Origin of the sequence: Leptospira neocaledonica, from assembly GCF_002812205.1 — a bacterium.
Taxonomy (GTDB): domain Bacteria; phylum Spirochaetota; class Leptospiria; order Leptospirales; family Leptospiraceae; genus Leptospira_B; species Leptospira_B neocaledonica.
In genome coordinates this window covers 225,551-250,160 of the sequence record NZ_NPEA01000002.1, presented here as the reverse complement: position 1 = coordinate 250,160, position 24,610 = coordinate 225,551, and the positions used below count along the sequence as shown (strand labels likewise).

At 39.6% G+C, this 24,610-nt stretch carries 23 protein-coding genes; 8 read left to right on the top strand and 15 right to left on the bottom strand.

The features are described from left to right. Positions 1-26: 26 nt before the first annotated feature. Positions 27-1,451: an aminotransferase-like domain-containing protein gene (locus CH365_RS03560; protein WP_100767233.1), complete on the bottom strand. Its 1,425-nt coding sequence runs from the start codon at positions 1,449-1,451 to the stop codon at positions 27-29. A 59-nt stretch (positions 1,452-1,510) separates the two neighbouring features. Here CH365_RS03560 and CH365_RS03555 point away from each other — a divergent pair, with 59 nt between their 5' ends. After that, positions 1,511-2,722: an aminotransferase-like domain-containing protein gene (locus CH365_RS03555; protein ID WP_244282981.1), complete on the top strand. Its 1,212-nt coding sequence runs from the start codon at positions 1,511-1,513 to the stop codon at positions 2,720-2,722. An 81-nt stretch (positions 2,723-2,803) separates the two neighbouring features. On the opposite strand, the gene CH365_RS03550 is transcribed toward CH365_RS03555, so the two are convergent. The 5 genes from CH365_RS03550 to CH365_RS03530 form a co-directional block, all read right to left on the bottom strand. After that, on the bottom strand, positions 2,804-3,184 hold the full coding sequence (locus tag CH365_RS03550) for a phasin-related domain-containing protein (protein WP_100767231.1): 381 nt from the start codon (positions 3,182-3,184) through the stop codon (positions 2,804-2,806). A 248-nt stretch (positions 3,185-3,432) separates the two neighbouring features. After that, complete coding sequence (locus CH365_RS03545; protein ID WP_100767230.1) at positions 3,433-5,298, bottom strand: motility associated factor glycosyltransferase family protein; 1,866 nt, start codon at positions 5,296-5,298, stop codon at positions 3,433-3,435. Continuing rightward, positions 5,295-7,109, bottom strand: a complete 1,815-nt coding sequence (locus CH365_RS03540; RefSeq protein ID WP_100767229.1) for a penicillin-binding protein — start codon at positions 7,107-7,109, stop codon at positions 5,295-5,297. Before CH365_RS03540 ends, CH365_RS03545 begins: the two co-directional genes overlap by 4 nt. A gap of 92 nt (positions 7,110-7,201) precedes the next feature. Then, complete coding sequence (lepB, locus tag CH365_RS03535) at positions 7,202-7,798, bottom strand: signal peptidase I (RefSeq protein ID WP_100767228.1); 597 nt, start codon at positions 7,796-7,798, stop codon at positions 7,202-7,204. 28 nt (positions 7,799-7,826) lie between these two features. Further along, on the bottom strand, positions 7,827-9,017 hold the full coding sequence (locus CH365_RS03530; protein WP_100767227.1) for an acyltransferase family protein: 1,191 nt from the start codon (positions 9,015-9,017) through the stop codon (positions 7,827-7,829). 167 nt (positions 9,018-9,184) lie between these two features. On the opposite strand from CH365_RS03530, the gene CH365_RS03525 reads away from it, so the two are divergent. The 5 genes from CH365_RS03525 (at position 9,185) to CH365_RS03505 (ending at position 14,089) form a co-directional block, all read left to right on the top strand. Then, positions 9,185-9,724 (top strand): LIMLP_15305 family protein, encoded by a 540-nt coding sequence (locus CH365_RS03525; protein ID WP_100767226.1) that lies wholly within the window; start codon positions 9,185-9,187, stop codon positions 9,722-9,724. Between the two features lie 58 nt (positions 9,725-9,782). After that, on the top strand, positions 9,783-10,775 hold the full coding sequence (locus CH365_RS03520) for an SPFH domain-containing protein (protein WP_100767225.1): 993 nt from the start codon (positions 9,783-9,785) through the stop codon (positions 10,773-10,775). A gap of 3 nt (positions 10,776-10,778) precedes the next feature. Continuing rightward, positions 10,779-12,131: a threonine synthase gene (gene thrC, locus CH365_RS03515; protein WP_100767224.1), complete on the top strand. Its 1,353-nt coding sequence runs from the start codon at positions 10,779-10,781 to the stop codon at positions 12,129-12,131. A 99-nt stretch (positions 12,132-12,230) separates the two neighbouring features. Next, on the top strand, positions 12,231-12,965 hold the full coding sequence (locus CH365_RS03510; protein ID WP_100767223.1) for a hypothetical protein: 735 nt from the start codon (positions 12,231-12,233) through the stop codon (positions 12,963-12,965). 38 nt (positions 12,966-13,003) lie between these two features. Next, positions 13,004-14,089: an LIC10486 family protein gene (locus CH365_RS03505; protein ID WP_100767222.1), complete on the top strand. Its 1,086-nt coding sequence runs from the start codon at positions 13,004-13,006 to the stop codon at positions 14,087-14,089. 6 nt (positions 14,090-14,095) lie between these two features. Here CH365_RS03505 and CH365_RS03500 read toward each other — a convergent pair whose 3' ends face one another. The 5 genes from CH365_RS03500 to CH365_RS03480 form a co-directional block, all read right to left on the bottom strand. Beyond that, positions 14,096-14,482, bottom strand: coding sequence for a VOC family protein (locus tag CH365_RS03500; protein WP_100767221.1), 387 nt, complete (start codon positions 14,480-14,482; stop codon positions 14,096-14,098). Positions 14,483-14,517: 35 nt separating this feature from the next. Then, complete coding sequence (locus tag CH365_RS03495) at positions 14,518-15,051, bottom strand: SRPBCC family protein (RefSeq protein WP_100767220.1); 534 nt, start codon at positions 15,049-15,051, stop codon at positions 14,518-14,520. A gap of 53 nt (positions 15,052-15,104) precedes the next feature. Then, positions 15,105-15,509 (bottom strand): helix-turn-helix transcriptional regulator, encoded by a 405-nt coding sequence (locus CH365_RS03490; protein ID WP_100767219.1) that lies wholly within the window; start codon positions 15,507-15,509, stop codon positions 15,105-15,107. Then, a complete protein-coding gene (gene leuS / locus CH365_RS03485) occupies positions 15,509-18,097 on the bottom strand; it encodes a leucine--tRNA ligase (protein ID WP_100767218.1) in 2,589 nt (862 codons plus the stop codon). Before leuS ends, CH365_RS03490 begins: the two co-directional genes overlap by 1 nt. 282 nt (positions 18,098-18,379) lie before the next feature. Then, entirely contained in the window at positions 18,380-18,568 is a 189-nt protein-coding gene (locus CH365_RS03480; RefSeq protein WP_033271995.1) for a PIN domain-containing protein, read from the bottom strand. A gap of 303 nt (positions 18,569-18,871) precedes the next feature. Here CH365_RS03480 and CH365_RS03475 point away from each other — a divergent pair, with 303 nt between their 5' ends. Both CH365_RS03475 and CH365_RS03470 read left to right on the top strand, forming a co-directional pair. Next, positions 18,872-19,591: an ABC transporter ATP-binding protein gene (locus CH365_RS03475; protein WP_100767217.1), complete on the top strand. Its 720-nt coding sequence runs from the start codon at positions 18,872-18,874 to the stop codon at positions 19,589-19,591. Continuing rightward, the gene (locus CH365_RS03470) at positions 19,588-22,128 is read left to right on the top strand and encodes an ABC transporter permease (RefSeq protein WP_100767216.1); all 2,541 of its coding nucleotides are present in this window, start codon (positions 19,588-19,590) and stop codon (positions 22,126-22,128) included. The genes CH365_RS03475 and CH365_RS03470 overlap by 4 nt, the downstream gene beginning before the upstream one ends. An 81-nt stretch (positions 22,129-22,209) precedes the next feature. Here the strand turns inward: CH365_RS03470 and CH365_RS03465 are convergent, their stop codons facing one another. Genes CH365_RS03465 through CH365_RS03450 form a run of 4 tightly spaced genes read right to left on the bottom strand, consistent with a single transcriptional unit; the run spans position 22,210 to position 24,594 of the window. Then, positions 22,210-22,500, bottom strand: coding sequence for a hypothetical protein (locus CH365_RS03465; protein ID WP_100767215.1), 291 nt, complete (start codon positions 22,498-22,500; stop codon positions 22,210-22,212). A gap of 59 nt (positions 22,501-22,559) precedes the next feature. Next, complete coding sequence (locus CH365_RS03460; RefSeq protein ID WP_100767214.1) at positions 22,560-23,066, bottom strand: DUF2721 domain-containing protein; 507 nt, start codon at positions 23,064-23,066, stop codon at positions 22,560-22,562. A 4-nt stretch (positions 23,067-23,070) separates the two neighbouring features. Beyond that, positions 23,071-23,625, bottom strand: a complete 555-nt coding sequence (locus CH365_RS03455) for a YqgE/AlgH family protein (protein ID WP_100767213.1) — start codon at positions 23,623-23,625, stop codon at positions 23,071-23,073. A gap of 9 nt (positions 23,626-23,634) precedes the next feature. Then, the gene (locus tag CH365_RS03450) at positions 23,635-24,594 is read right to left on the bottom strand and encodes a Gfo/Idh/MocA family protein (protein WP_100767212.1); all 960 of its coding nucleotides are present in this window, start codon (positions 24,592-24,594) and stop codon (positions 23,635-23,637) included. Positions 24,595-24,610 lie beyond the last annotated feature (16 nt).

Here is a 24,610-nt window from a genome sequence, read left to right as displayed (position 1 = left end):
ACTTCGAGCCTGTACGGACCCACAATCTAAATTTCTTTTGCAATTTTTCCTAGAGTTTGGATGGCAGAGATGACCTTGGGTCCCATAAGAACTCCCGCATTAATTCTAAAATTGTTTACGTACTTTCCGGAAAGAGAGAAAAGATTCCCCGGAACAAGACTGATTTTCTTCTTAGCAGCTTGGAATCTCAGAACTCTGGAATCTTTTCCTCTAGGAAGTTCAATCCAAAGAAGAAAACCTCCTTTCGGAATGGCGACCTTGGTCCCCTTCGGAAAATATTCCAAAAAAGAATCCGCATACGAAAGTACCAAACCTCCCAACCTTCGTCTAAATTCTCTCAAATGTCTTTCATGAGCAAGAGATCCCATAAAATAAGAAGCCGCAAGTTGAGGAATCGCAGGTAAAGAGATTGTTTCCGCCAAACGAAGACGTCTAGCATTCTCCACTTTTATTTGCTCGCTGATCATCCAACCAATCCTAAGGCCAGGGTTTACGGATTTAGAAAGAGAAGAAACATGGGTCACAATTCCTTCTGCATCTAAAGACAAAAGAGAAGAAGGACGAATGCCTCCGTTATGCTGCAAGTCTCCATAAATATCGTCCTCAAGGATTTTTACACCATACTTAGAGGAAATTTTCAGAAGTTCCTTTTTAGATCCTAAAGGCATAAGACTTCCGGTAGGATTCGAAAATGTAGGAATGGTGATCAGAAACTTAGGTGATTCTTTCTTAATTACGGAAATATAAGATTGAAGATCCAAACCGGTAAATGGATCTGTAGGGATCTCGATCGCTTTTAATTTTAGTTCGGAAAGAATTTGGTACAAAACAAAATGAAGAGGACTTTCCACCGCAACCTTATCACCGGGTTTAGTAGAAAGACTCAAAGCCAAAAACGCAGCTTCTGAACAACCTAAGGTGATAAAAACTTCTTCGGGACGAACCCTTCTCTCCTTACCGGAAGAACGGATCGCGATCTTTTTTCTAAGTTCCAAAATACCTGCAGCATCCGAATATTTATAAACCTGAGAATCCTTTAAAGATTTCTTATATGCTTTTTGCAAAGAAGAATATGGTAAAAACTGAGGATCAGGGACCGCAGCGCCGAAAGGAATAAATCCTGGATCCGCAAGTTCAGACATAAGAGAACTTACCTCTTCCGGAACAGAGGGATTCGGCACTCGTACAGGTTTTTCTAATTTATATTTGGGATACAATTCGGGCCGGGGAAGAACGAAATAGCCGGATCTTTCTCTCCCGCTGATAAAACCTCTTTCTTGCAGAATACCGAAAGCTTCCACAGCGGTAGAAAGATTACATTCTTCGAATAAACAAATCTTTCTAAGTGAAGGTAATTTGGAACCTGGAGGAAATTCTCCCGATTCTATTCTACCTATCAAAGAATTCGCGATCTTAGAATATTTAGTAAGAAGTCTATCTGTATCGGTCATAAAAACAATTTCTGTATCTGTATGGTATTCCTAATTTAATGTATAAACCAAATAAGAAGATGGGCAAGTTAATTCTAGAAAATAGATCAGAAATTTTTAGACCTTCTGCAAGACCAGCCAGAACTCCTGCATCGGTTACCAGAGATATATTAAAGGTGATCGATACACCCGGGATGATCTCGTTTGCTGGGGGACTTCCGGATGATACTTTGTTTCCTATCCAAGAGTTAAGAAACATATTCGAAAGTTCGGTTTCTAAAAAAGGTGCAAAACTATTCCAATACTCGGATACACAGGGACATTCCGACTTACGTGCCTGGATCGCGGATCGATATTATCCCGATTCTTCTGGGGAAGAAATTCTTTTGACTTCCGGGTCCCAACAAGCACTGGATCTACTAGGTCGATATTTTATAGAAGAAGGTTCTCCCATTCTTTTAGAAAGACCAAGTTATCTGGGAGCCATCCAGGTATTCTCTTCTTATGCACCAACCTTCATAGGAATAAATTATGGAGAAGAAGGTCCGGATATTGAAGAATTAAAGTACGCATTGGAGGATTCTTCCGAAAAACCTAAATTCTTTTACTGCATTCCTGATTTTCAAAATCCTTCTTCGCATTCGTATTCTTTAGAAATCAGAAATTCACTTTCTAAATTACTTTTAGAAAATAAAGTTCCTATTTTAGAAGATACCGCTTATAGAGAGTTGTATTTTCAAGATCAGCTTCCGGTTTCATTATGCGAACTAGGTCCAGAACATACGATCTCTATAGGAACATTCTCCAAAACACTTTCTCCGGGATTAAGAGTAGGATGGATCAAGGCCCCAAAAAAAATCCTAAAAGATCTGATCGTGCAAAAACAATCCATGGACTTACATTCCCCTACTCTAAACCAAGAATTAGTGTATGGATTCGTATCTTCTTCCAAATATGAAGAACATCTTTCTTTGATTCGAAAGGCTTATCACAAGAAATCAGAGTATACGTTTACTTGCTTGAGTAAAAATTTCGGAACCTCTCTTCCTTTACAAATTTCTAAAGGAGGGCTATTCTATTGGCTGGAATTTCCAAAAGAGATCGATACTGATCTTCTTTTCCAAAAATGTCTGGAGAAGGGACTCGCTGCAGTTCCAGGATCTTCTTTCTTCGTCGGCAAACCGGAAACAAATCATCTGCGCTGGAACTTCTCTAATGCCTCGGAAGAAGAAACAAAACTAGGAATAGAAAGATTATTTGCAGTTTATGAGGAAATGGTTTTGAATCGTTAATCAGGATCAGAAAGAAAGAAGAAAAAAAATTTTCGGCGGGAGGAATCTCCCGCCGATATTGGGAGGTTCAAAAGGCTTTTATTAAGCAGTTTTTTTAGTTGGAGCAGCGGTTTTTTTAACTGTCTCCGTAACTTCGCTAAATTTAGCCTTGATAGCTTCGATTTGCTCAGCCGGAACTAATTTCTTAGCTTCTTCAGCAATTTGGCTATAGATTTCAAGGGCCTTAGCGCGAGAATCTTCGTAAGTTTTAGTAGCAGCAGTAGATAATTCTTTAGCTTCGTTTAAGAATTTGTCTACAAACTCGCGAACACGAACAGATGCTTCGGAATTGTCGGAAGCGCCTTTAGCTGCAAGTTCTTGAAAACTCTTAGTAAATTCTGCTTTCGCTTTATCCAGACCTTCTTGTCCACTTTTAACCAAACCAAGACCTGCGTTCAGTACATCTAGAATTTGTTTTTCCATTTTTAGCTCCTCGGTGCACCGTTGTGCGGCGCACAATCCATTTGTAGTGCGTAGCACAATCGGAGTCAACCAAAAAACGAAAAAAAGTTTCAAAGATGAATTTTTAGTTTTGAGGAGGTATGCGACGCTATTATGGCAGGATTTTACCGAAATTTGTACATATGGGAAACTTTTCGAGGAATCCGGCGCTATTTATTTACAAGTTATGCACAATCAAAGTCTTCTAAAGAAAGAAAAATCTGAATTTTTTAAGAAGAAAACCGTTTCACCGCCTTATTTAAAAGCTGGAGATTCATTTCGGTACTTTTTTTTAATCCGGAATAAAGCAAAAGACTCTTCTTAGCAACTGCAAGCCTTTCATTCTTCTTCTCTTCTAATGTAAGTTCTGTATCATATCCTTCTGTGATTGCCAAAATCACTCTTTGCAAACTGATCCCCAAAAATTCTGTGAGCCCTTTTTTAGAACTGATACGATCATCTATTATAGAAATATCATGTAATGCTTTTCGAATGGACTCTTTGTCTTTTTCTCCGTCTTGAATAAGATTATAAATTTTTTCGGAAAGAACTTCTCCTGTAGAAACTTGAACTCCAAATTCTTTTAGCTCGTTGCGGATCTTAATTAACTCGTCTGATACTTTTTTTCCATTGATCTTTAAAGGAAGAAGGGTCCGGATCTTTTCTTTAATCTCAGACACCTCTTTAGTATTCGATAGGTTTTGTTTAAACCATTCTTTAAACGTAATATTCCGGATCCCTTCTAATCTTGCGCCGTCTTTTCCTAGATTGACCCAAGGGCGATCCTTTTGTCTTTCTTCGAACCATTTTTTGAAGATTAAAAGTTTTTCGTTGGTCCTAAGTTTTGTTCCTTCTATAGATTCGATCCATTTAGGTGGCAAAGCGGTCATCTGTTTATAATTATGATGTTCTCTTCTATGCGTCCTAGATTCCAAAAAATTCAATCTTTCTTCTAAGATCGCTCCCTTACAATGAGCCTGAAAACCTGGAAAAGATAGATCTTGCCCTAAAAGTAAAATAGATCTTGCATCCATTTTCTCGGCAAGACTTGCAGCATTTGTAGAAACGGATCCTCCAAAGTCCACCGCTCCCAACCCGTTTTCAGAAGCATTCTCCAATAATTTAATCCAAGGAAAAGGAGAAGAAGTTAGAAAGTGATTTTTACCTATATAAGGCATTCTTAATGAATGATAAGAGGTGGTTGGATCGAATATAAACTTTGCTTTTCCGAAATATCCCTCTAAGTATTTAGAATTTAAAGGCTGGGGATCTACACTGAATACTAGGTCAGGATCTATTCCTGCCTTTTGAAGGATAAGAAGTGCGGTGTCCACTGCTATCAGTATAAAGTTTTCTCTATATTCTTTCAGTTCCTGTAAGGAAAGATAAAGAGAAGGACCTGCCCCGCAAACAACCACATCCACTTTGGATTTGCATAAACCGAATAATTCGTTTATCGGGCTCATATCCACAAGTTCCGGAAGATTTCGAATAAAATTACCGGTCCAGACCTTCTCAAATCTGGTCAATGTAGCCGTGTTTACGTCCTTTTTATGGAAGAATGTTTCGGCTAAAAATCTAAGTTCTTGGTATTCTTCTTTTTTCCATTGTAAACTTCCTCTATGAGGAATAAAACTTACCGCGTATCCAGAAATTCCTTTAAAGCCTTCATAAAATGCGGATTCTTCATAAGGCGGAAGGAATATCCTTAATTTCCCGGAAAGTATCATGGGAGAAAAGTCAAAAAGTGAAAATGCCGCCTTGATGATCTCGGGAAAGGGCTCCATCCATACGCAGATTATTTTATCAAATTCTAATGTATATTGTATGGAATATCCGAGGCCTGCTCCGAAAAACAGAAATGCCCTTTCTTCGTCCCCTTTTTTTAGATCCGCAAGTTGCCTTTCCGCTTCCTTGCGAGGATCCATGGAGCTATGTAAAAGAACAGTACCGATCTTTAAACTGGGATCTTCCGTTTTTGTAGGAACGATCTCGAAATTAATTTGAGAAGACCCTATTCTTTCGGAGGCTTCCGGCGCGAAACTGCGAAGTGAGGCCAAATTTTTTTCGAGTAAATCCGACCTGAATTCTTTCATTGGAAGAATACGTTTATCCTTTTTCCTTCATAAGAAGAACCTGGAGAGGGATCCTGTTCATAACAGAATCCGCTTCCGTGAAGTTTGTAAGGAACCCCCAACGGAGCTAATAATTCTACAACTTCTCTTTTACTTCTTCCGATCAGGTCAGGAATACGTTCCGATTTTCCTGTAAGTGGCTTTCTCTCTAATTTGGGAAGTTTTACGTTAACCGTTCTTTCTCCCTGTTCTATGATCGGAATGATATTCTCCACCACTTCTCTAAATACTGGGGCTGCAAGTCCTCCACCTGTATGACTATCCCCCCTTGGTTCATCAAAAAGAATCAAACCGACAACTTTCGGTTTGTCCGCAGGAAAAAACCCTAAAAACGACGCAGACCATAATCCGTCTTGGTAACCACGGCCAGATACTGCCTTTTGACCTGTTCCTGTCTTTCCTGCAATAGAATATTCTTGTATGTATGCGTTCTTTCCTGTCCCTGCTTGGACAACTCTAGTCATCGCTTTTAATAATTTTTCGGTGGAATATTCTTTGATACCTACAGGAGTTTCTTCCGATTGGAATTCTTGTAGGACTTCTCCGTAGGAATCGGTGATATGAGAGACAACTCTAGGTGTGATAAATCTTCCTCCGTTTACGATAGAAGCCGCGGATGCGACTAATTGTATAGGAGTTACTGAAATTCCTTGGCCAATTGCCATGAACATCGGAGTGGTCGGGGTCCATTTGTTCAAGATCGGCATATATCCCACGGATTCATTGGGCAGAAGTCCCGCTCTATCTCCGAAACGGAATCGTTTCATATATTCATAAAGTACATCGTTCGGGATTTTTGCAGCAGCTTTAATAATCCCTGCGTTACAGGAATATTGTAAGATCTCTTCCAGATTCACTTTTCCGTGAACATGTGTACATTTGATCCTGGTCTTTCCGTAGTCCACATATCCAGGACAATCAAACTTTTCATTCGGATGTATTAAATTTTCATTAAGAAGTATACTTGCTAGGAAAATTTTCATGGTGGATCCAGGCTCGTACACATGCCGGATCGCCCAATTCGTATGCGTGTATTCGTCAAAAGCGGAATAACGGTTTGGATCGAACGAAGGGAAGCTGGCCATTGCCAATATTCTTCCCGTATGGATCTCCATTAAAACCCCTACTGCCCTTTTAGCACCGGTTTCTTCGAATCTTTTTCCTAGGGCTTTTTCTAATTTGAATTGAATGAGTCCATCCAAGGTTAAATGAACATTCGCACCTCTAGCTGAGTCCACTTCCGTAGGCGTCATCAATTCTTGATTATAATAATATTCTAAACCGGAAAGCGCCTTATCATCATCCATCCCTGTAAAGCCGACTAAACTGGCGGCCAGACTTCCATGAGGATAAACTCTCTTGAACTCTCTTTCTCTTCTAACGCCTGGAAGAGCCATTTCCATAATACGACTTGCAGTAGTATCGTCTATCTCCCTTTTCAAAAGGAAATATCTACTTTTTTCTCGGATCAATGATTCTATCTTTTCAGGAGGAATATCCAGATAAGGAGAAATTTGTACTGCTGTGAAATTCGGATCGTAAACATTTCCCGGATAGATTCCAATCGTGGAAGAATCTATGGACAATGCTAATTCTATTCCTCTTCTATCGTAGATCGCTCCTCTTCCGATCCTTTCTCCATTCTTAAATGCGATCTCTCTATCGTTAAAAAATACTAGATAACCGACTCGAACCAAAAGTCCCGAGAAGAATACACATAATAGTATGAATAAGATCGTGAATCTTTTTCGATTGAGAGGGTTATAATCCATCGATAAGCGAACCGCTTTTATATATTTCGGTCTTTTTCAGAATGATTAAAGAGCTTTTCTAGTACAAGTGAAATCCGAGTTGGAATAATGGTTTAAAAGCTGGCGATTACCTTTCCTCTCAATTTTTTGAAAGGAATCAGGCCGTAATTTCTGGAATCTGTGGAAAATTCTCGATTATCTCCCAAAACTAAAACATACCCTGGCGGGATCCTTCCCGAATCTCCGATGCCTATATTTCCGGAAACTCCGATAACGGGTAGAATCGATGCGGAAGGAGCTTGGGTCTTATAACCAGAATTCAAAAAAGGTTCCTCTAAGGAAGAATCGTTTATCAGTATTCTTCCTTCCGAAAATCTAAAAAAGTCTCCGGGAAGTCCGACCACTCTTTTTAAACTTAGTTCTGCGCCGATCCCATCTAAAACCAATACGTCGAATCTATCTACATCAGGCTCTAAGATATACAAAACCCAAGGACCGATCTGTGCCGGGAAACCCCATTTTTTGACCAAGACCCAATCGTTTTCTTTATAGCTAGGCATCATACTCGTGCCGCTGATTAGATAAAACTGGATCACAAAGATCCTAAAATATAAAATGAAGAATATCGCAAATAAGATCGGAAAAGAAAGTTTAATCCAACGAAATGTAGAACGCCTGATCGTACGAATTATTTCCGAATCAAATTTCATATTATGGTTTCGTATTCATTGGACGAGACTATGCGGTCTCAGTCTGGTTCTTATTTTCTAAAACTTTCGATTTTTCTTTCCACCAGATAAAAGGTTGTTCTATCAGTAAGAAAATAGGCCAAGAAGCCAAAATCGTAAATCCAAAACAGATCAGGTAGAGTTTAGGTAAAACACTCAAAGTAACTATCTTTTCTCCTTCGAGGGCCCATTTGGTTGCTATTCCCATCAAAGGTATATTCCATAGATAAACAGTAAACGTAATTCTGGACAAAGGACGAAATATCGGTAACGCTAGGATAGTTTTAAATATTCCTTCTTTCTGAATTGCCAGGTAGATGATTAAAGCCAAGGCAATATTATAAAAATTATTTGCTAGGGTCAATCGAATGAAATGTTTCCAACCGAATGAATAAGAGATCAAAATGAAGGAAATTGCGATGATTCCTATCAGATAATATTTCAATTTTCCTAAACTTTCTCCGACTGGTTTATAATCCACATATTCCGCCAAAAGCATTCCGGCAATCATAGAATCGAATCTGTTCTGGGTCCAAAAAAGAGCGTCGGCATTCATCTGGCCCTTGGAATAAAGGTAACATCTAGATAAAAAAGGGATAATATATAGGATTGATAATATAATTACTCTGGTTTTTTTAGTTTTAGAGAATAAGAAAAAAGGACCGAGAACCACCATCAAGAAATAGATCTGCTGCTCTAAAGAAATATACCAGCCCACATCTAAAACTCTAGGAAAAAAGTTGGATAAAAAGATTCCATCCGCCCAAACATAATCCAAAGCCTTTTGACCTTTGTTTATCAACCAAAGCAAATCACGGCTCGGATTCTGTATATACTTGAGTTTTTGTCCTTGTTTATAAAAATAATGATAAGAAAAAGCTAATGCAGCATAATAAGCCGGAAGTATTCGCAAAGAACGGTTTACGACAAATTTAGAAAAAGGAAAACTGTTTTCTCTTTTATAAGATTGAAGCACACCTCCATAATTTAGAAATCCCCCTAAAACAAAGAACACATCCACAATGGTGGTTTGATTTTCCACAAACCAAGATAGCCAGCGAGGCATCTCTCCCATAATTCTTTGTTCGAAAACCCAAAGATGGTTAGCCATTACCATCAAAATTGCGATTGCCCTAATCCCGTTTAATGATTCTATTTCTCCTTTTTTGGACGCAAAGATGGACAGTATATAGGATTTCATAACGCAGAGATTCTATTTCCAGAATTGAATTAAAAACTTTCCTGGGATCTTCTAGCAAGAAATAAATCCAGGGAACCTCAAGACCTAAGTTACGATTTCATGGATATGATGCTAAAAGATAAGTATTTGTCTTGCTTGCGAAGAAATTCCGGATCATTCTTCTATACATGACTTCTAACAGCCCGATCTCACAATATGTTTCCAGATTCAAAGCGGAGAAGGGAAAGATCTTATCCTTCCTTTCAGTGTTTCCTTTTTATGGAGAAGTTTTAAAGAACCATCAATATTACGAAGCTGATAGGATTGCTCGAAATGAATTATCCAAAAAATTGGATTCTCTCAAGGAACCGATCCGTAGGATCGAAGAAAATTTCGTCCGAGAAAGAAGAATGGATCTAATCGGCTCCACGGAGGTCTTACTTTCCATCATAGAAAGACTCAAAAACGAAATTATTGGAGCAAGTTACGGTCTGAACGGGTTGGGTACTGGATTTAAGGCAACGGAGTCGGAGTTGGAAGCTTTGGCAGAATGGGATTATTCTTTGATCCATCATGCGGAAGAATTATCCACCAAGGTTAAATCTCCTAACTTTCCGCCCGATGTTTCAGTAGACACAATAAGGGACTGGGTCAGTAGTTTTAGATCTGAGCTAGATGAATTCGATTCTGCTCTAAAGGGTAGAAAGGATGTCTTCTTAAAACAATAGTCTTATTTTTGATTTGCCTGAAGTTAAGTAGTGAATAATATATTTCCAAGGAGTTCTTATGGCATTAATAGACGTAATAAAATACGAAGGAAAACCGGGAGAGATCGTGTGGAAGTTTCCGCGTAACGATATCAGTACCTTCGGACAATTGGTAGTGAACGAAAGCCAAGAGGTTATCTTCTTTAAAGAAGGTAAGGCTCTGGATATTTTCGGACCTGGAACTCATACTTTAAAAACAGGAAACGTTCCAATTTTAGAAAAATTAGTGAACCTTCCTTTCGGAGGACAAACTCCATTTACTGCAGAAGTTGTTTATGTAAATAAAGCTCTGATCCAATTAAAATGGGGAACTCCCGCGCCCATCCAAGTAGAAGATCCTAAATACACGATCACACTGGGAGTCAGGGCAAACGGTTCTTATAATATTAAGATCGTGGACTCTAAAGCATTTGCAGTAGGAGTTGTCGGTGCAAGAGGGGCTTATTCACAAGACGAGGTGGATAATTTTTTAAGACCGATGATCGTCACTAGGCTAAGTGATTTTCTAGCAGAAGTCGTTTTAAAATCGGGAGAGCCAATCACTCGATTGAACCAACATTTGGAAGAAGCTTCTTCTGCAGGAAAAACAAAGATTCAACCTGACTTCTCTAAATACGGGATAGAAGTTTTAGATTTTTTTGTTCAATCCATCAACTTCGATCAGAACGATCCGAACTTCCAAAAGATCCAAAAGGTTCTGGCAGACAAATTCGAGATCGACGCTCTGGGTGGAATGTACCAGCAAAAAAGGATGTTGGATATTGGAGAAGCCGCAGCGAAGAACGAAGGTGGAAATGCCGGCCAAGGTATGTCAGCAGGTATGGGACTTGGAATGGGAATGAATATGGGTAATATGATGGCCGGGATGATGGGACAGAACAATGCCGGTGGGAATTCCAACCAGAACGATGCGACAGCAAGACTCACAAAACTCAAGAGTATGCTGGACCAAGGCCTGATTTCTCAGGAAGAATTTGATGCCAAAAAAAAGGACATTCTAAATTCTATCTAAAGTATGAGCCTTACCTTTACCAAGTTGAAAGCGGAATTCCGCTGTATCAACGATTCTTGCGGAGCAACTTACGATCTAAACGATATCGTATACGAATGTCGTAAATGTGGGAGCCTTCTTCAGGTTTCTCACGATATGGGAGCTCTAAAAGAAAAGTCGGGGAAGGAATGGAAGGACCTATTCGATTCCAGATTGGGTTCGGTAAAATTTCCGAACAGCTCAGGTATCTGGAATAAAAGAGAATGGGTTCTTCCTCATGTAGAAGACTCTGAGATCGTAAGTTCAGGAGAAGGTCTTTCTCATTTATTCAATTCCGAAAGGCTTACAAAACATTTTGGCCTAGGCGGTCTTTGGATCAAACAATGTGGGATCTCCCACACAGGTTCATTTAAGGACCTAGGCATGACCGTTCTGCTTTCCCAAGTAAAACATATGTTAAACAATGGAGCTAAGATCAGAGCGGTAGCCTGCGCAAGTTCAGGAGATACTTCTGCAGCTTTAGCTTCTTACGCTGCTAAGGCCGGCATCCCAGCAATTATTTTTCTTCCTGCAGGAAAAGTTTCCCAAGCACAATTGATACAACCGGTTTCTAACGGTGCGAAAGTAATCGCACTCGAAACAGACTTTGACGGTTGTATGAAGATCGTTAAAGAAGTTACGAAAGAAGCAGGAATCTATCTTGCAAATTCAATGAACAGTCTTCGTATCGAAGGTCAAAAAACGATCGCACCTGAAATCGTTCAACAATTGGAATGGAAGGTCCCTGATTGGGTAATCATTCCTGGCGGAAATTTAGGAAATGTCTCTGCACTCGGAGCAGGTTTCGAGATGGCAAAAGAATTAGGTCTGATCGATAAGCTACCAAGGATCGTTTTGGCCCAAGCAGAGAACGCAAATCCGCTCTATCTTTCCTATCTGAAAAATTTTGAGGAATTCAATCCGGTGGACGCGAAGCCTACCCTTGCTTCTGCAATCCAAATCGGAAATCCTGTCTCTGTCCAAAAAGCAATTCGTACATTAAAAAAATTCAATGGAATCGTGGAACAGGCAAGCGAAGCGGAACTTTCGGAAGCTTCTGCTAAGACGGATCTATTCGGATTGTACAATGATCCACATACTGGTGTGGCACTTGCCGCATTATACAAACTGATGGGCAAGGGAACCATCTCCAAAGGTGATCAGGTGGTCGTAATCTCCACCGCCCACGGTTTAAAATTTACAGAATTTAAACTCAAATTCCATGAGGGAAAAATCCCAGGGACGGACCCGAAATTGGTTAACGTTATTCGATCCTGCAAACCGGAGGTGGGGGCTGTTATGGACGAAATCAGCGGTTTCCTACAATTGAAAGATTAAAATTTCTCATTTTCGACTCGAAATTCCCGTTCTTTTTTCCCGGGCGTTTTTCGTTTTTTTCTCGTAAGCGTGCCGGGGTCCATATAATCGAGAATCCAAATGTACGAGGGAATCGAGGAACTCCCCCAAGAATTCCTCTTCGAGGTCGAGACGGCCGTAAAAAAAGAAGAGCCAATTTCTATCATTACCTACGTCCTGAGTACCCGGGGCGAAAATAAGCTCAAACATATCATCCAAACAGTCCTTTCCAAATACAAAAGAGAGGATCTGACCGAACTTATATTTACATCAGCAAAAGAACTGATCGTAAACGCGACCAAAGCAGCAATTAAACGGGTTCTATTTAAGGAACTAGGGCTGAATATCGCAGACCCTTCCCAGTACGATTTGGGAATGGAATCTTTTAAGGAAAATCTAGTCAGCCGGAAGTTTCCCTACTATCGTAGGAAGATGAAAGAGCATGGTCTATTTGTAAAAGTTACCCTGAGTTTCAGTTCGGATCGGATCATTCTATTCGTACAAAATAATTTCACTCTTGCCGTCAGAGAGGAGAAGCGGATCCGAGAAAAGTTCGTTCACTCTAAAGAATTTGACAATCTGTTTGAATACTATATGAAATACGGTGATACCACGGAAGGTGCAGGTATGGGTATCACAATGGTGGAAATTCTGGTAGCCCAAAGCGGCTATGACCGCCATTTGTTTACGATCTATAGTCGCCAATCGGAGAATAAGACTGTTGCCAGAGTCGAGATCCCATTAGATCAGAATTATGTGCCCAGAAGGCAAAGATACCAAAAATGGTTACAAGAAAAGGCTAGCGGCTTAACATGACCTAAAGTTCTCCTTACGATAGTTAGGTCTTTAGAAATATGGAACAGAATCCTCAGACAAGTAAACTCCAAGAACAGGCAAATCAAATGAATCTTGCCTTGGAATCCGTTCATACAGAAGAGCAAGCGATCGAACTTATCCAAGGAAAAATCAAAGACGCTTATCTTTTAAAATTAAGAGTCGATGTTGAAAACAAAGCGGGCGTAGTTTTAGGATTATTATCCAGATATAAAAACGAATTTCTGGAATTATATTCCTTATTCTCCAACTCTTCTATGATCCGAAAGATCAGAACTTTCGAAGATTTCGGTCAGATCTCACATGATATCGCAGAAGCCGCTAGACAAGAAGCTCCGGATCCAGGTTTATCCGACGCAGTAGGAAGAATTCTTCATACTAAATTAACAAAACAAATATTAGAACAATATTATCCTATGTGGGATCGTAATGATACTGCTGCTCTAGTCAATATGCTGGAAAACCAGATCAAGAGTAGTATGAAGATCAATATGATACGAGTACAAGCGGATGTGGAATATGTATCCAGTTTGAAATGTAGAGGCAAAAGTTTTTTTGCAGGTATCATCCAATCCATTCCTAAACCTCCTGAAGAACCCGCAGAGGGAGCCGCTCCTGCAGAAAATTTAGATCCGGAAAAAGCCGCGGTAATGCGCCAAATCGAAACTATTCGAAAAGGTTTCGGAAGAGTGGTGCAAGCCAAAACAATCTTATCTCCGGTAAACGGAATAGACTTCGACGATCTGAACGAAGGTGATAAGATCCTATTACAACTTCCTTCTGTTTCTCCTGAGGAGAAGGCTCTAGCAAAAACTTTGGGAGCAATGGACAAGGATGGGAACGTAAAACCTGTGGTCGGTTCTTTTGTAGCGATCGCGTCCGGCAAAAACGAATATCATATATTTGCAAAAGGTCCCGCAGGAGTTCTCTTACAAGCATTCGAAGAAAGACCGGTTCGTTTAGCCAGACCTAAAACTGCTGCGAACGCTCCTCGTCCTGCGGGAATGGGTTCAAAACAATCCGAAGGAAGCAACACTCTCAACTATGCAATTTTGGTTGGAGTAGTGTTGCTAGTCGGATTACTTGCTTTTATTCTTTTGAAATAAAATCTCTCAAAGAAGTTGAGCGATCTGTATAAGATTTCCACAGGTATCTTTTAAAACAGCTAATTTAACTGGCCCCATTTGTGTTGGTTTCATCGTAAATTCCACATTTAATTTTGTAAGCCTTTCGTATTCTTTGTCTACATCATCTACACTAAAAGAAGTCCAAGGAATACCTGCTTCAGATAATTCTTTTTGAAAAACTTTAGCCGGAGCAAAACCCATTGGCTCCAGTAATAACTCTACTCCATCTCTTTGCTCCGGAGAAACAAGTGTCAGCCATCTTCCTTCTCCCATTGGAATATCAGTTTTCTTTTCGAATCCTAAAACTTGCGTATAAAATTTAAGAGCCTTTTCTTGGTCGTCTACCATCACGCTCATTACTGTAATTTTCATATTTCTCTCTTTAGCAGAAATTATTCTAGATATTTTTACTTTTCTAATATAGCTTTCAAACGAACCATATTATCTTTCATATCCTTTCCCAGATCGCCGCAGATGATCGGGATCATTAGATTCATCGGATAAACCATCTTACCATTAAATCTATTAATGAGTTTGGTTTTATTTTCAGAAATAGTTTCCAGTTTAGTAAAAGCAGAATCCTTGGAGGCAAAGGGCCTTTCAAATCTGATCTGCACTTCCAGATATTCGCCTTCTATTTTTTTCGTGATCTCTTGTTCTCCAATCCCCACATTCTCATTCTTACTTTTCCAAGAATGGATAAAACCGACTTCTCCATCCAAACCTTTGGAAGAGAACTCAGTTTCAGGATCTAACATAAACCACTTAGCGTAATTAGTTTGGTTATTTAGAATTTTAATATAATCGAAAACTACCTGTTTCGGTTTTTCGATCACGATCTCTTCTTGTATTTGAAAATCTTTTGAGGCAAAAGCCGCTACAATAAGTAATACGGAAACAAGTCCAACGAGAGAGAAAATTGTAATTTTAAAAGCCTTCATTCTGCATATCTTAAGGATATATCGGAAATTAGGTCAATTTTTATGAAGAAGGTTCACTTCTCCAAAATTGCTTTTTTATATTTGGATTGAAAGGAAGAAGGGCTCATGCCTGCGTATTTTTTGAATAATCCGGCAAAAGAACTATGACTTTCAAAACCTACTCCTTCGCAAACCTCTGAAACCGAAACATCTTTCAAAAGTAATTCTTTTGCATTCTTCACTCGAACGGAAATCAGATATTGGTGAGGTGTTATTCCGTAACAGGATTTAAACAATCGGATATAATGGAACTTAGATAGAAATGTTTTTCCTACGACAGAATCCAGATCCAATTTTGTATGGAAGTTTTGGTCCATAAATTGTTTGGATCCGATTACCCTGTTTATAATCTCTTTTCGTGGATATAATTTGCGATCCAATCTTTGAACTTCACGATTATAAAAAAGTTCAGATCCCATCACCCGACTACTAGGTTCACCAATTTGCCAGGAACATAGATCTCTTTACGGATTTGTTTTCCATCCAAGAAGACCTGGACCTTGTCCAAGGATTTTGCGATTTGGATCGCTTCGTCGCCTGCGATCTCTTTTGCCGCCTTGAATTCCGCTCTTAACTTCCCGTTTACCTGGACCACGATCATTATCTCGTCGTCAGTCAGATACTTCTCCTCATAACCCGGAAAACCTTGGTAAGTTAAAGAATCAGACTTTCCTGCTAAGGACCAAAGTTCTTCAGCTAAGTGAGGAGCAAATGGAGCAATCAAAAGTAAGAACGGCTCTAGGATCTTGCGAGGTCTACGTTGGCTTGGAGTTAACTCATTCACAAAGATCATCAACTGAGAGATAGCTGTGTTAAATGAAAAATTATTAATATCATCATCCACCTTTTTGATGGTTCTATGAAGTATCTTTAATTCGTCTTCATTAGGTTCGATATCTTCCAAACGGAAAGATTCTTCTGCACCTGAATGATATAATCTCCAAACACGATTTAAGAAACGGAATACACCTTCTACACCTCTAGTGCTCCAAGGTTTTACCATTTCGAATGGTCCCATGAACATTTCAAAAAGACGTAAACTATCTGCTCCGAAATTCGTAACAACTTCGTCCGGATTGATCACATTCCCTAAAGACTTGGACATTTTTCTTTTGTCTTCGCCTAAGATCAAACCTTGGTGAACCAATTTTTTGAAAGGTTCAGGAGTGGTCACATAACCTAAATCGAATAATACCTTATGCCAAAAACGTGAATAGAGTAAGTGAAGAACCGCATGTTCTGCCCCACCCACATATAGATCCACAGGCATCCATGCTTTTTCTAAATTTGGATCTACAAACTTGTCCGGATTTTCAGGATCTATATAACGTAGGTAATACCAACAAGAACCAGCCCATTGAGGCATAGTATTCGTTTCTCTGGTTCCGATCTCTCCTGTTTCAGGATCTTTGTATTTCAACCAGTCCCCTGCTAATGCAAGAGGAGATTCTCCGGTTCCGGAAGGTTTAAATTCAGATAAATTAGGAAGTTCTAATGGAAGTTCGGACTCAGGAATCGCCTTTGTAACTCCGGAAGGATAATGAACTAAAGGAATAGGTTCTCCCCAGTATCTTTGGCGAGCAAACAACCAATCTCTGAGTTTGAATTGGGTTTTTCTTCTTCCGATCCCTTTCTTCTCCGCCCAATCAGCAGTTTTGGAAAACGCTTCCTTATACCTCAGACCGTTGATAGAAACTTCGGAAGAAGAAGAATTGATACAAACAGATTCTTTAGAGTCGAAAGCTCCCTGAGAAAGATCCCCTTCGATTACAGGTAGGATATCCAACCCGAAAGCATTTGCAAACTCATAGTCTCTTTGGTCATGAGCAGGCACCGCCATGATCGCACCTGTTCCATAACCATACAGAACATAATCACCGATCCATACCGGGATCTTTTTAGAAGGATCTGCAGGATTTATAACATAAGCTCCCGTGAACACACCGGACTTCTCTTTAGAAAGTTCAGTTCTATCCAGATCACTCTTCAGAGCGGAGACCTTTTTGTATTCCTGTACCTTCTCCCATTGTTCTTCAGAAGTAATCGAGTCCACCAAAGGATGCTCCGGAGCAAGCACCATATAACTTACCCCAAATACGGTATCAGGACGCGTGGTATATACCTTGATCCCATTTTGCGGAGAAGAAGTATCAAAAGGAAATATAAGCTCTAAACCTTCGCTCTTTCCGATCCAGTTTTTCTGCATTTCAAGAGTAGAGCCTGGCCAAGTAACTAAAGATAAATCCTCTAACAGTCTTTCTGCATATGCAGTGATACGCATCATGTACTGTCTCATCGGTTTACGAACAACTTCGTAACCTTTTCCAACCCATTCTTCTACTTCTTCGTTTGCTAAAACTGTTCCGAGACCTGGGCACCAGTTTACCGGGATTTCTGCCTGATATACTAAGCGGAATCCGGAGAGAATGGTTTCTTTCTTTTCATTAGAAAATTCTTTCCAATCTTTTGCGGAGAAGGTTTCGAGATCCTCAAACCCTTCTGAACCCTTAGATTCGAGCTTTTGGACCAATTCGGAGATTGGTTTTGCCTTAGAAGCCTTGAAATCATACCAAGAATCGTATAATTTCAAGAAGATCCATTGGGTAAATCTGTAGTATTTCGGGTCTGTGGTGGATATTTCCCTGTCCCAATCATAGGAAAGACCGATCAATTTGATCTGTCTTCTGAAATTGTCCACATTTTGCTTTGTAGTGATGGCAGGATGGATCCCAGTTTGCATTGCATATCTTTCTGCAGGAAGACCAAATGCATCCCAACCCATTGGATGTAAAACTTCAAAACCCTTCATTCTCTTGTAGCGAGAAATAATGTCTGTAGCGGTATAACCTTCAGGGTGACCGACGTGCAATCCCGCTCCTGAGGGATAAGGGAACATATCTAAACAATAGAACTTCGGTTTAGAAGAGCGCAGATCCGTTCGAAAGGAAGAATTCTTTTCCCAGTAGTCTTGCCATTTTGATTCAATTTTCCGAAACGGATAGTCCATACCGTGAAGTTTTTTCCTCCGGCCTAGAATCCAATTCTTTTTTGTTATACAAGATGTTGATATAAAGGTGAAAAATCTAGAATTAGAAAGGTTTCTTTCCTTTTAGGAAGAAAAAAGTCATTAGAAATTGTTACTAGAAGAAGTGTTTTTAAATTCTAGGGAACCTATGAGTTGAATTCGGGTCCGAAATGAAGAAAGCCGGAGGGAAACCGGCTTTCTCTGGGAGTGAAATTCTAAGCTCTTGCTTAGAAAACGGACAGAAATTTTGGATGAGAATCTGACTTATTTACGTACTGAGTCAATAACCTTGATAAGTCGACGAAATGTTTGGTTCAAACAATCTCGACATAGGTCGTACTGAAAGAGATTCGGTGTTTCTTTACCGCATCCTTTGCATGTATATTGCTTACTTTGCGCTTGTGTAAGTTCCGCTTCTTCTTCGTTCAAATCCGTCACTGCTAATAATTGCATTTTGCTCCCAGAAAATTCCACTGAATGTCTTTTTATTTACGGAGTGTAAATAAGTCCGAAGATTGATAAGTGTTTTCGGAACTTCTCTCCGTACGTCGAGAGTTACTTTATAAAATCGGCTCACTCTAGAGTCAAAAAAAATTAGGTTGGAAGTTTGTGAAAATGACTGCAATTTTTTTAAAAAAAAATTCTGAGCGCGGTTTTATTTGGAATAGATTTTCAAGTGCGGTTTTTTTCAGGTAAAAATAAATTTCCTATCAAGTGCCGAGTTTAGGTCAGTCAAAACAAAAGGAAGGTGATCATTTGTTATCTATATCAGGCTTAAACAAGTCTTACACGGTTGCAGACCAAACATTTAACGTATTAAAAGATGTTTCATTCCAGGTAAAGTCCGGAGAGTTCGTCGCTGTGATCGGCCCTTCCGGTTCAGGAAAGTCCACATTACTCGCAGTTTCAGCAGGATTAGATAAAGCTGATTCAGGAACAGTATCATTAGATGGAATATCCCTATTTGACAAGTCTGAAGACGAATTAGCGAAGATCAGAGGAGAACAAATAGGATTTGTATTCCAAAACTTTCAACTGATCAAGACGTTAAACGCCTTAGAGAACGTGTCCCTTCCTCTTGCTTTGACAACAAACCTTTCAGAAAAGGTGATACATGAAAAAGCTATGTATTGGTTGGAGAAAGTTGGAATCGCACATAGAGCACATAACTTTCCAAGCCAACTTTCAGGCGGAGAGGAACAAAGAGTAGCGATAGCACGTTCTTTTATACATGAACCTAAACTTCTTTTCGCCGATGAGCCTACTGCCAACTTAGATAAGAAGAACGGTGAGAACATCATGTCTCTACTCAAACAACTCAATAGGGATCGTAAATCCACTTTGTTAGTTGTTACCCATGATCCTAAAGTGGCATCTATGGCAGATAGGATCTTAGAAATGAGAGATGGAGTGGTCTTAAACGGAGCAAAGCCTAAAGTTTCTGTTAAGAAGACCATATCCAGGAAGAAAAAATGAATATTAGATTCTTTCTAAGGGTAATGTTCCGGGAGATTTTCTCCAAAAAGACTTCTTCCTTACAGATCATTTTAGCAATCACGATTGGAACGGGTGCAGTTCTTGCTGTTCATTCATATAGAGATCAATTTACGAGTTCTATCATCAGAGAGGCCAAAAACATAATGGGTGCGGATCTGGTTGTTACCAGTCCTTCTCCTCTGACTTCTGAACAAACAGCGTTTCTTTCGAAGGAATTGCCAAAAGGGAGCAAATTATCCGAACTAGTGCAGTTCCCCTCCATGCTCCGTAATCCGAATTCTCAGGATTCCAGCTTATCTTTGATCAAGGCGATCCAAGGAGATTATCCTTATTTTGGAGAATTAGAAACGGAGCCAAAAGGTCTTTTTCGCAAATTAAAGCAGGGAGAAATCCTCTTAGAAAGCGGGCTGATCAAAAATTTAAAACTTAAAATAGGCTCTAAGGTTCAATTAGGAGAAAGTAACTTCATCTTAAAGGGAAGTGTAATAAAGGAACCTGGAATGGCGGGCAACTTTCTCTCTATGGCTCCAAGCTCCATCATTAGAAAAGAATCTTTAGCAGAAACAGGGCTGGAACAAAGAGGTTCACGGATTAGTTACCAGGTACCTATCCTTCTTCCTAACGGAACCGATGCAAACGAATTCAAAAAAAGTAAATTTTCCGAATTTGCCAAAAACGATCTGATTTTATACGAGAGCACGGAAGCGAATTCTGGATCTCAAAAATTCCTTACAAATACGTTGGATTTCTTTTCCTTATTGGCATTATGTGCATTCTTCTTGGGAGGGATCTCCATTCTTCTCACAAGCAGAGCCGTTGTAAGAGCCAAATCAAATACATTCGCCGTTTATAAATGTTTAGGAGCAGGACCAAACCTAGTTTTAGGTCTTGTACTTTCTGAACTTCTAATATTATCAACAATTGGTGCTATATTAGGATTTTTATTCGGAAGTTTTTTGCAAACACAGATCCCGAATATGGCTGATAAAGAATTTCTTTTCGAACCGAAGCTGATCCCTGATCTAAAAGCATTTTTGTGGGCATTCGTGTTGGCTTGGGTAGTCCCATTAGTTTCCGCTTGGGAAAGTCTTTCCACTACTCGAAATTTAAGCCCGATGTACGCTCTTAAATCGGATTTTGCAAATGAACTTTCTTCCGTTCCGAAACTGAAATTAAAACAAACCATTTCATTTATCGCGGTTTTCGGATTATTCTTCTTACTAGCTTGGTGGGAAACTGGAGACTGGATCAAAGGATTGATCCTATGTGCTACTTTACTCTTCTTACCGGTGGTAGTCTATCTTGGAATTTTAGGAATTCGTTTTGCGATCAGATTTTTATTACAAAGATTTGAATTTTCTGCAAGTATAAGAATGGCATTACGAAAACTAGATAGACCTAGAACGGGACTTTCTTGGGTTTCTGTAGGCCTCGGTTCTTCAGTTTTTGTTCTACTCCTCAGTATTTTTTTAAGTGATAGTTTACTGGAATACAGCGGAGCAAAGGATAAGGAAAGAAGACCGAATATGTTCGTGTTGGATATACGACCAGAACAACTGGAAAGTTTCCAACAAACAGCGGAGAAGTATCAGGTAGAAAAACTTTTAACTTCACCCGTGATCGGAGCAAGACTCACTCATGTAAACGGTGAACTTGTTAAAAAAGAAGATATGGAACTTTCCGCCCTCAGAAGAGACTGGAGATCCACAGCGAGGACCAGAGAATATTTCTTATCTTATAGAGAGAATTTATACCCTACTGAAAAAGTCACTGATGGAGATTTTTGGAGAAAAGGAGAAGAAGACCAAATCTCCGTCGAAAAGGAATTTTCCAAAAACTTAAAAGTAGATTTAGGAGATAAACTCTCCTTCTCCATAGGCGGGGTAGAAGTCACCGGGACAATCCGAAATTTCAGGACAGTCAACTGGTCTGACATGAGACCGAACTTCGTAGTTCTATTTTCTAAAGGGATCTTAGAGAAGGCCCCTAAGTTCTATTTGAGTTCATTTTTATTAGAATCTTCCGATTCCAGATATTCTCTCCAAAAAGAATTATCGAATGAATTTCCAAATCTTACGATCGTAGATACTGAAAAAGCAGTTCAATCTTTCTTAGGAATTTTAGAAAAGATGTCGTTTGCGATCCGTTGGATGACAGGACTGATCGTTTTATCCTCTTTACTATTGATACTCTCTTCTTTGGAATTGAGTAGAAAGGAAAGATTGGAAGAGACTTCCCTTCTTAGAATAATCGGCGGAACCAAAACCTTCTTACGAAAATACTTTTTGGTGGAGTCTCTACTTTTGGCAAATTTGTCCTTCGTATTGGCATTCATTCTAGTTTTGGGAGTTTCCTCTTATATGTCTGAGATTATATTCGAGATACAAGCAAGTGTCCCTTGGCTGGAGATAGGGATCTTCTACATCTCTTTAAACTTAGCAGTAGTAGGAATGTATTTCGCTGCATTAAGGAACGAATGGAGAAGAAGTCCTACATTATATCTGAAAGAAATTTAAATTAGGGCTTATAATAAATCTAAGAAATGTCGAACCAAGGAAAGATCTGAAGTCGAGAAGCGGCGCCTGTTAAATGAAATGTTATTTCAATCGGCCTGCGAGCAGATCTTCCGGCTTAGAATCCAATTTCACAGAACAAACCTTATAATTGGAAGCGGTCGGACAGGCCGCCGTTCCAGTGATCTTACATCCTTTTGTTTCGCAACGTTTCCTTGTATCGAAGGAATCAGATCCGGAAAATCTGCAATAATCTCTGCAAGCATCGGAACTATTTACGGAGCAAAGATAACAACCATCTGCCGATAAATTTTGGGTAAATCCTAAAGATGTAAAAAAGAGTATGATAGAAAGTGAATATAGTATTTTTTTCAAATGAAACTCCTTAACCCTCACCCCAGGCTCTGTGATATTACTCTAGGCCGGGTTTTTATCTATTTCTGGATATTGTCAGTCTTCTTCTCTACTTTATCTTCCAGAAATTCCGCAAACTCAATTTGGCCTTGGATAAAGTTCAAATTATAACGGCTTTCGTACAGCAAAAGACTACTTGCGATAAACAGAAAAATTCCGCCTATTAAAGCAAGTCCTGTAGCAATCCAAGAAGCAGGACTTGATATCGCTACAATTATCCCCAGACTCAAACTGGAAGAAACAAAAAACAAAGTCGCAGTGTAAAGTGCGGCCATGGATCTTTGGATCAGATTTGCTCTTTTCTTTTGGACCTTTAATTGTCTTCTGAGATAGGCGAGTCTCTCTTCAGGAAAAGAAAGTCTTCCGTCCACGACACCTTCTATCTCGGTTTTAAGTAAATTAACACGATCAAATATTCTACCCAAACGATTTGCAGTAGAAAAGATTAAACTAGCGCTGGCCGAAATCAAAACGGCCGGAGTGATCATACCCGCTAAAATTTCCGTTCCGATCAAAGAAGAAAGCATAGTTCTAGTTTAACATTGGATCTTTAGTATGTTCCACGAAATACTTATACAATCCGCCTTTACTCTTTAAGGCTTCTTGCCAAGTTGCTTCAGGATCTTCTGTAAAGATCCACTCTGCATTCGGATCGTGAACGACCCAAGATTTGCGTTCCATCTCACCTTCTAGTTGAGCGGCTCCCCAACCGGAATATCCTTGGTATACGTTAAACTTTGTTTTATCAGGATGTTCTAATAATTCCACCAAAGCTTCGAAACTTCTGGCGAGAAACACACCAGGGATAACTTCGATCCCAGGTTGTTTCAATTTAGGATTATCATGAAGAATGGAGACAAATGTAGGATCAACTGGACCTCCAGAGTAGATCGGATTAGAGCCGTCTATTCCTTCCGGAATTCCTTGGATCACATCGCTTAATGCTACATCCATTTTTTTATTAAGCACAAGGCCGAATGCACCTGATTGATCGTGCTCCACCATTAGAATCACCGTACGATTGAAATAATCGGTTACGATAGATGAGTTAGAGATTAATACTTTTCCGCTGAATCCGTTTTCCATGCTGCCCGATCAGTTTTTATGTATCTCATTCAAAATTCTGTACGCGATTTCCAAAGTTTGGATATCGGATCTTCCATCCACTAAAGGTTCCGTTTCCTTCAGGATACATTTTACAAAATGTTCATGTTCCTGTTTTAAAGGGTTATCTTTGTGAACAAAAATTTTCTCAACAATGGATTCTTGGCGATACTTGATCTCTCCGGTCCTAAGTAGAATGTCCGAAGTCGCTTGTCTATGAAGCTCGATCTCTTGGTCGCTAAAATCCAATGTGATGTACACGTCTTTCTGAGTGATATTCAGGGTCCGAATTTTGGATTGTGTATTTCTACTCGCGGAAATATTCGCGATCGCGCCGTTCTCAAAATGAAGAACAACTGATGCAATATCTTCGTGAGCGGAAACCACTTTGGTCCCCACTGCACTTAGATATTTGACGGGAGATTTTACAAGATTCAAAACGATATCTATATCGTGAATCATCATATCCAGAACTACTCCCACATCCTTAATTCTAGGATTAAAAGGGGCTAATCTTCTGGATTCTATCAAAAGAGGTTCAGTCACGATCTTTCCAAGCTCAAGAACTGCTCCGTTAAAACGTTCAACGTGGCCTACTTGTAAGACCAAATTGTTTTTAGAAGCAAGGTCCACTAGTTCTTTTGCTTGTTCTAAAGTTTCCGCGATTGGTTTCTCTACCAAAACATGTTTGCCTGCGAGAAGTGCTTTCTTACCAATTTCATGATGTAAGAATGTAGGCACTGCAATGATCACTGAATCAGTATGTTTGATCAGATCGTCTACAGTGGAGAAGGCGGAAGTTTTATGTTTTTCCGCCATCTGAGAGGCTCTTTCGGAATCGGAGTCGTAAATACCAATCAACTCTGCATCGCTTAATGTTTTCGCCACGTTAACGTGGTATTGGCCCATATGGCCTGTTCCGATTACTCCGATCTTGACTTTGTTAGTCATGAAACTTCCTTTTTGT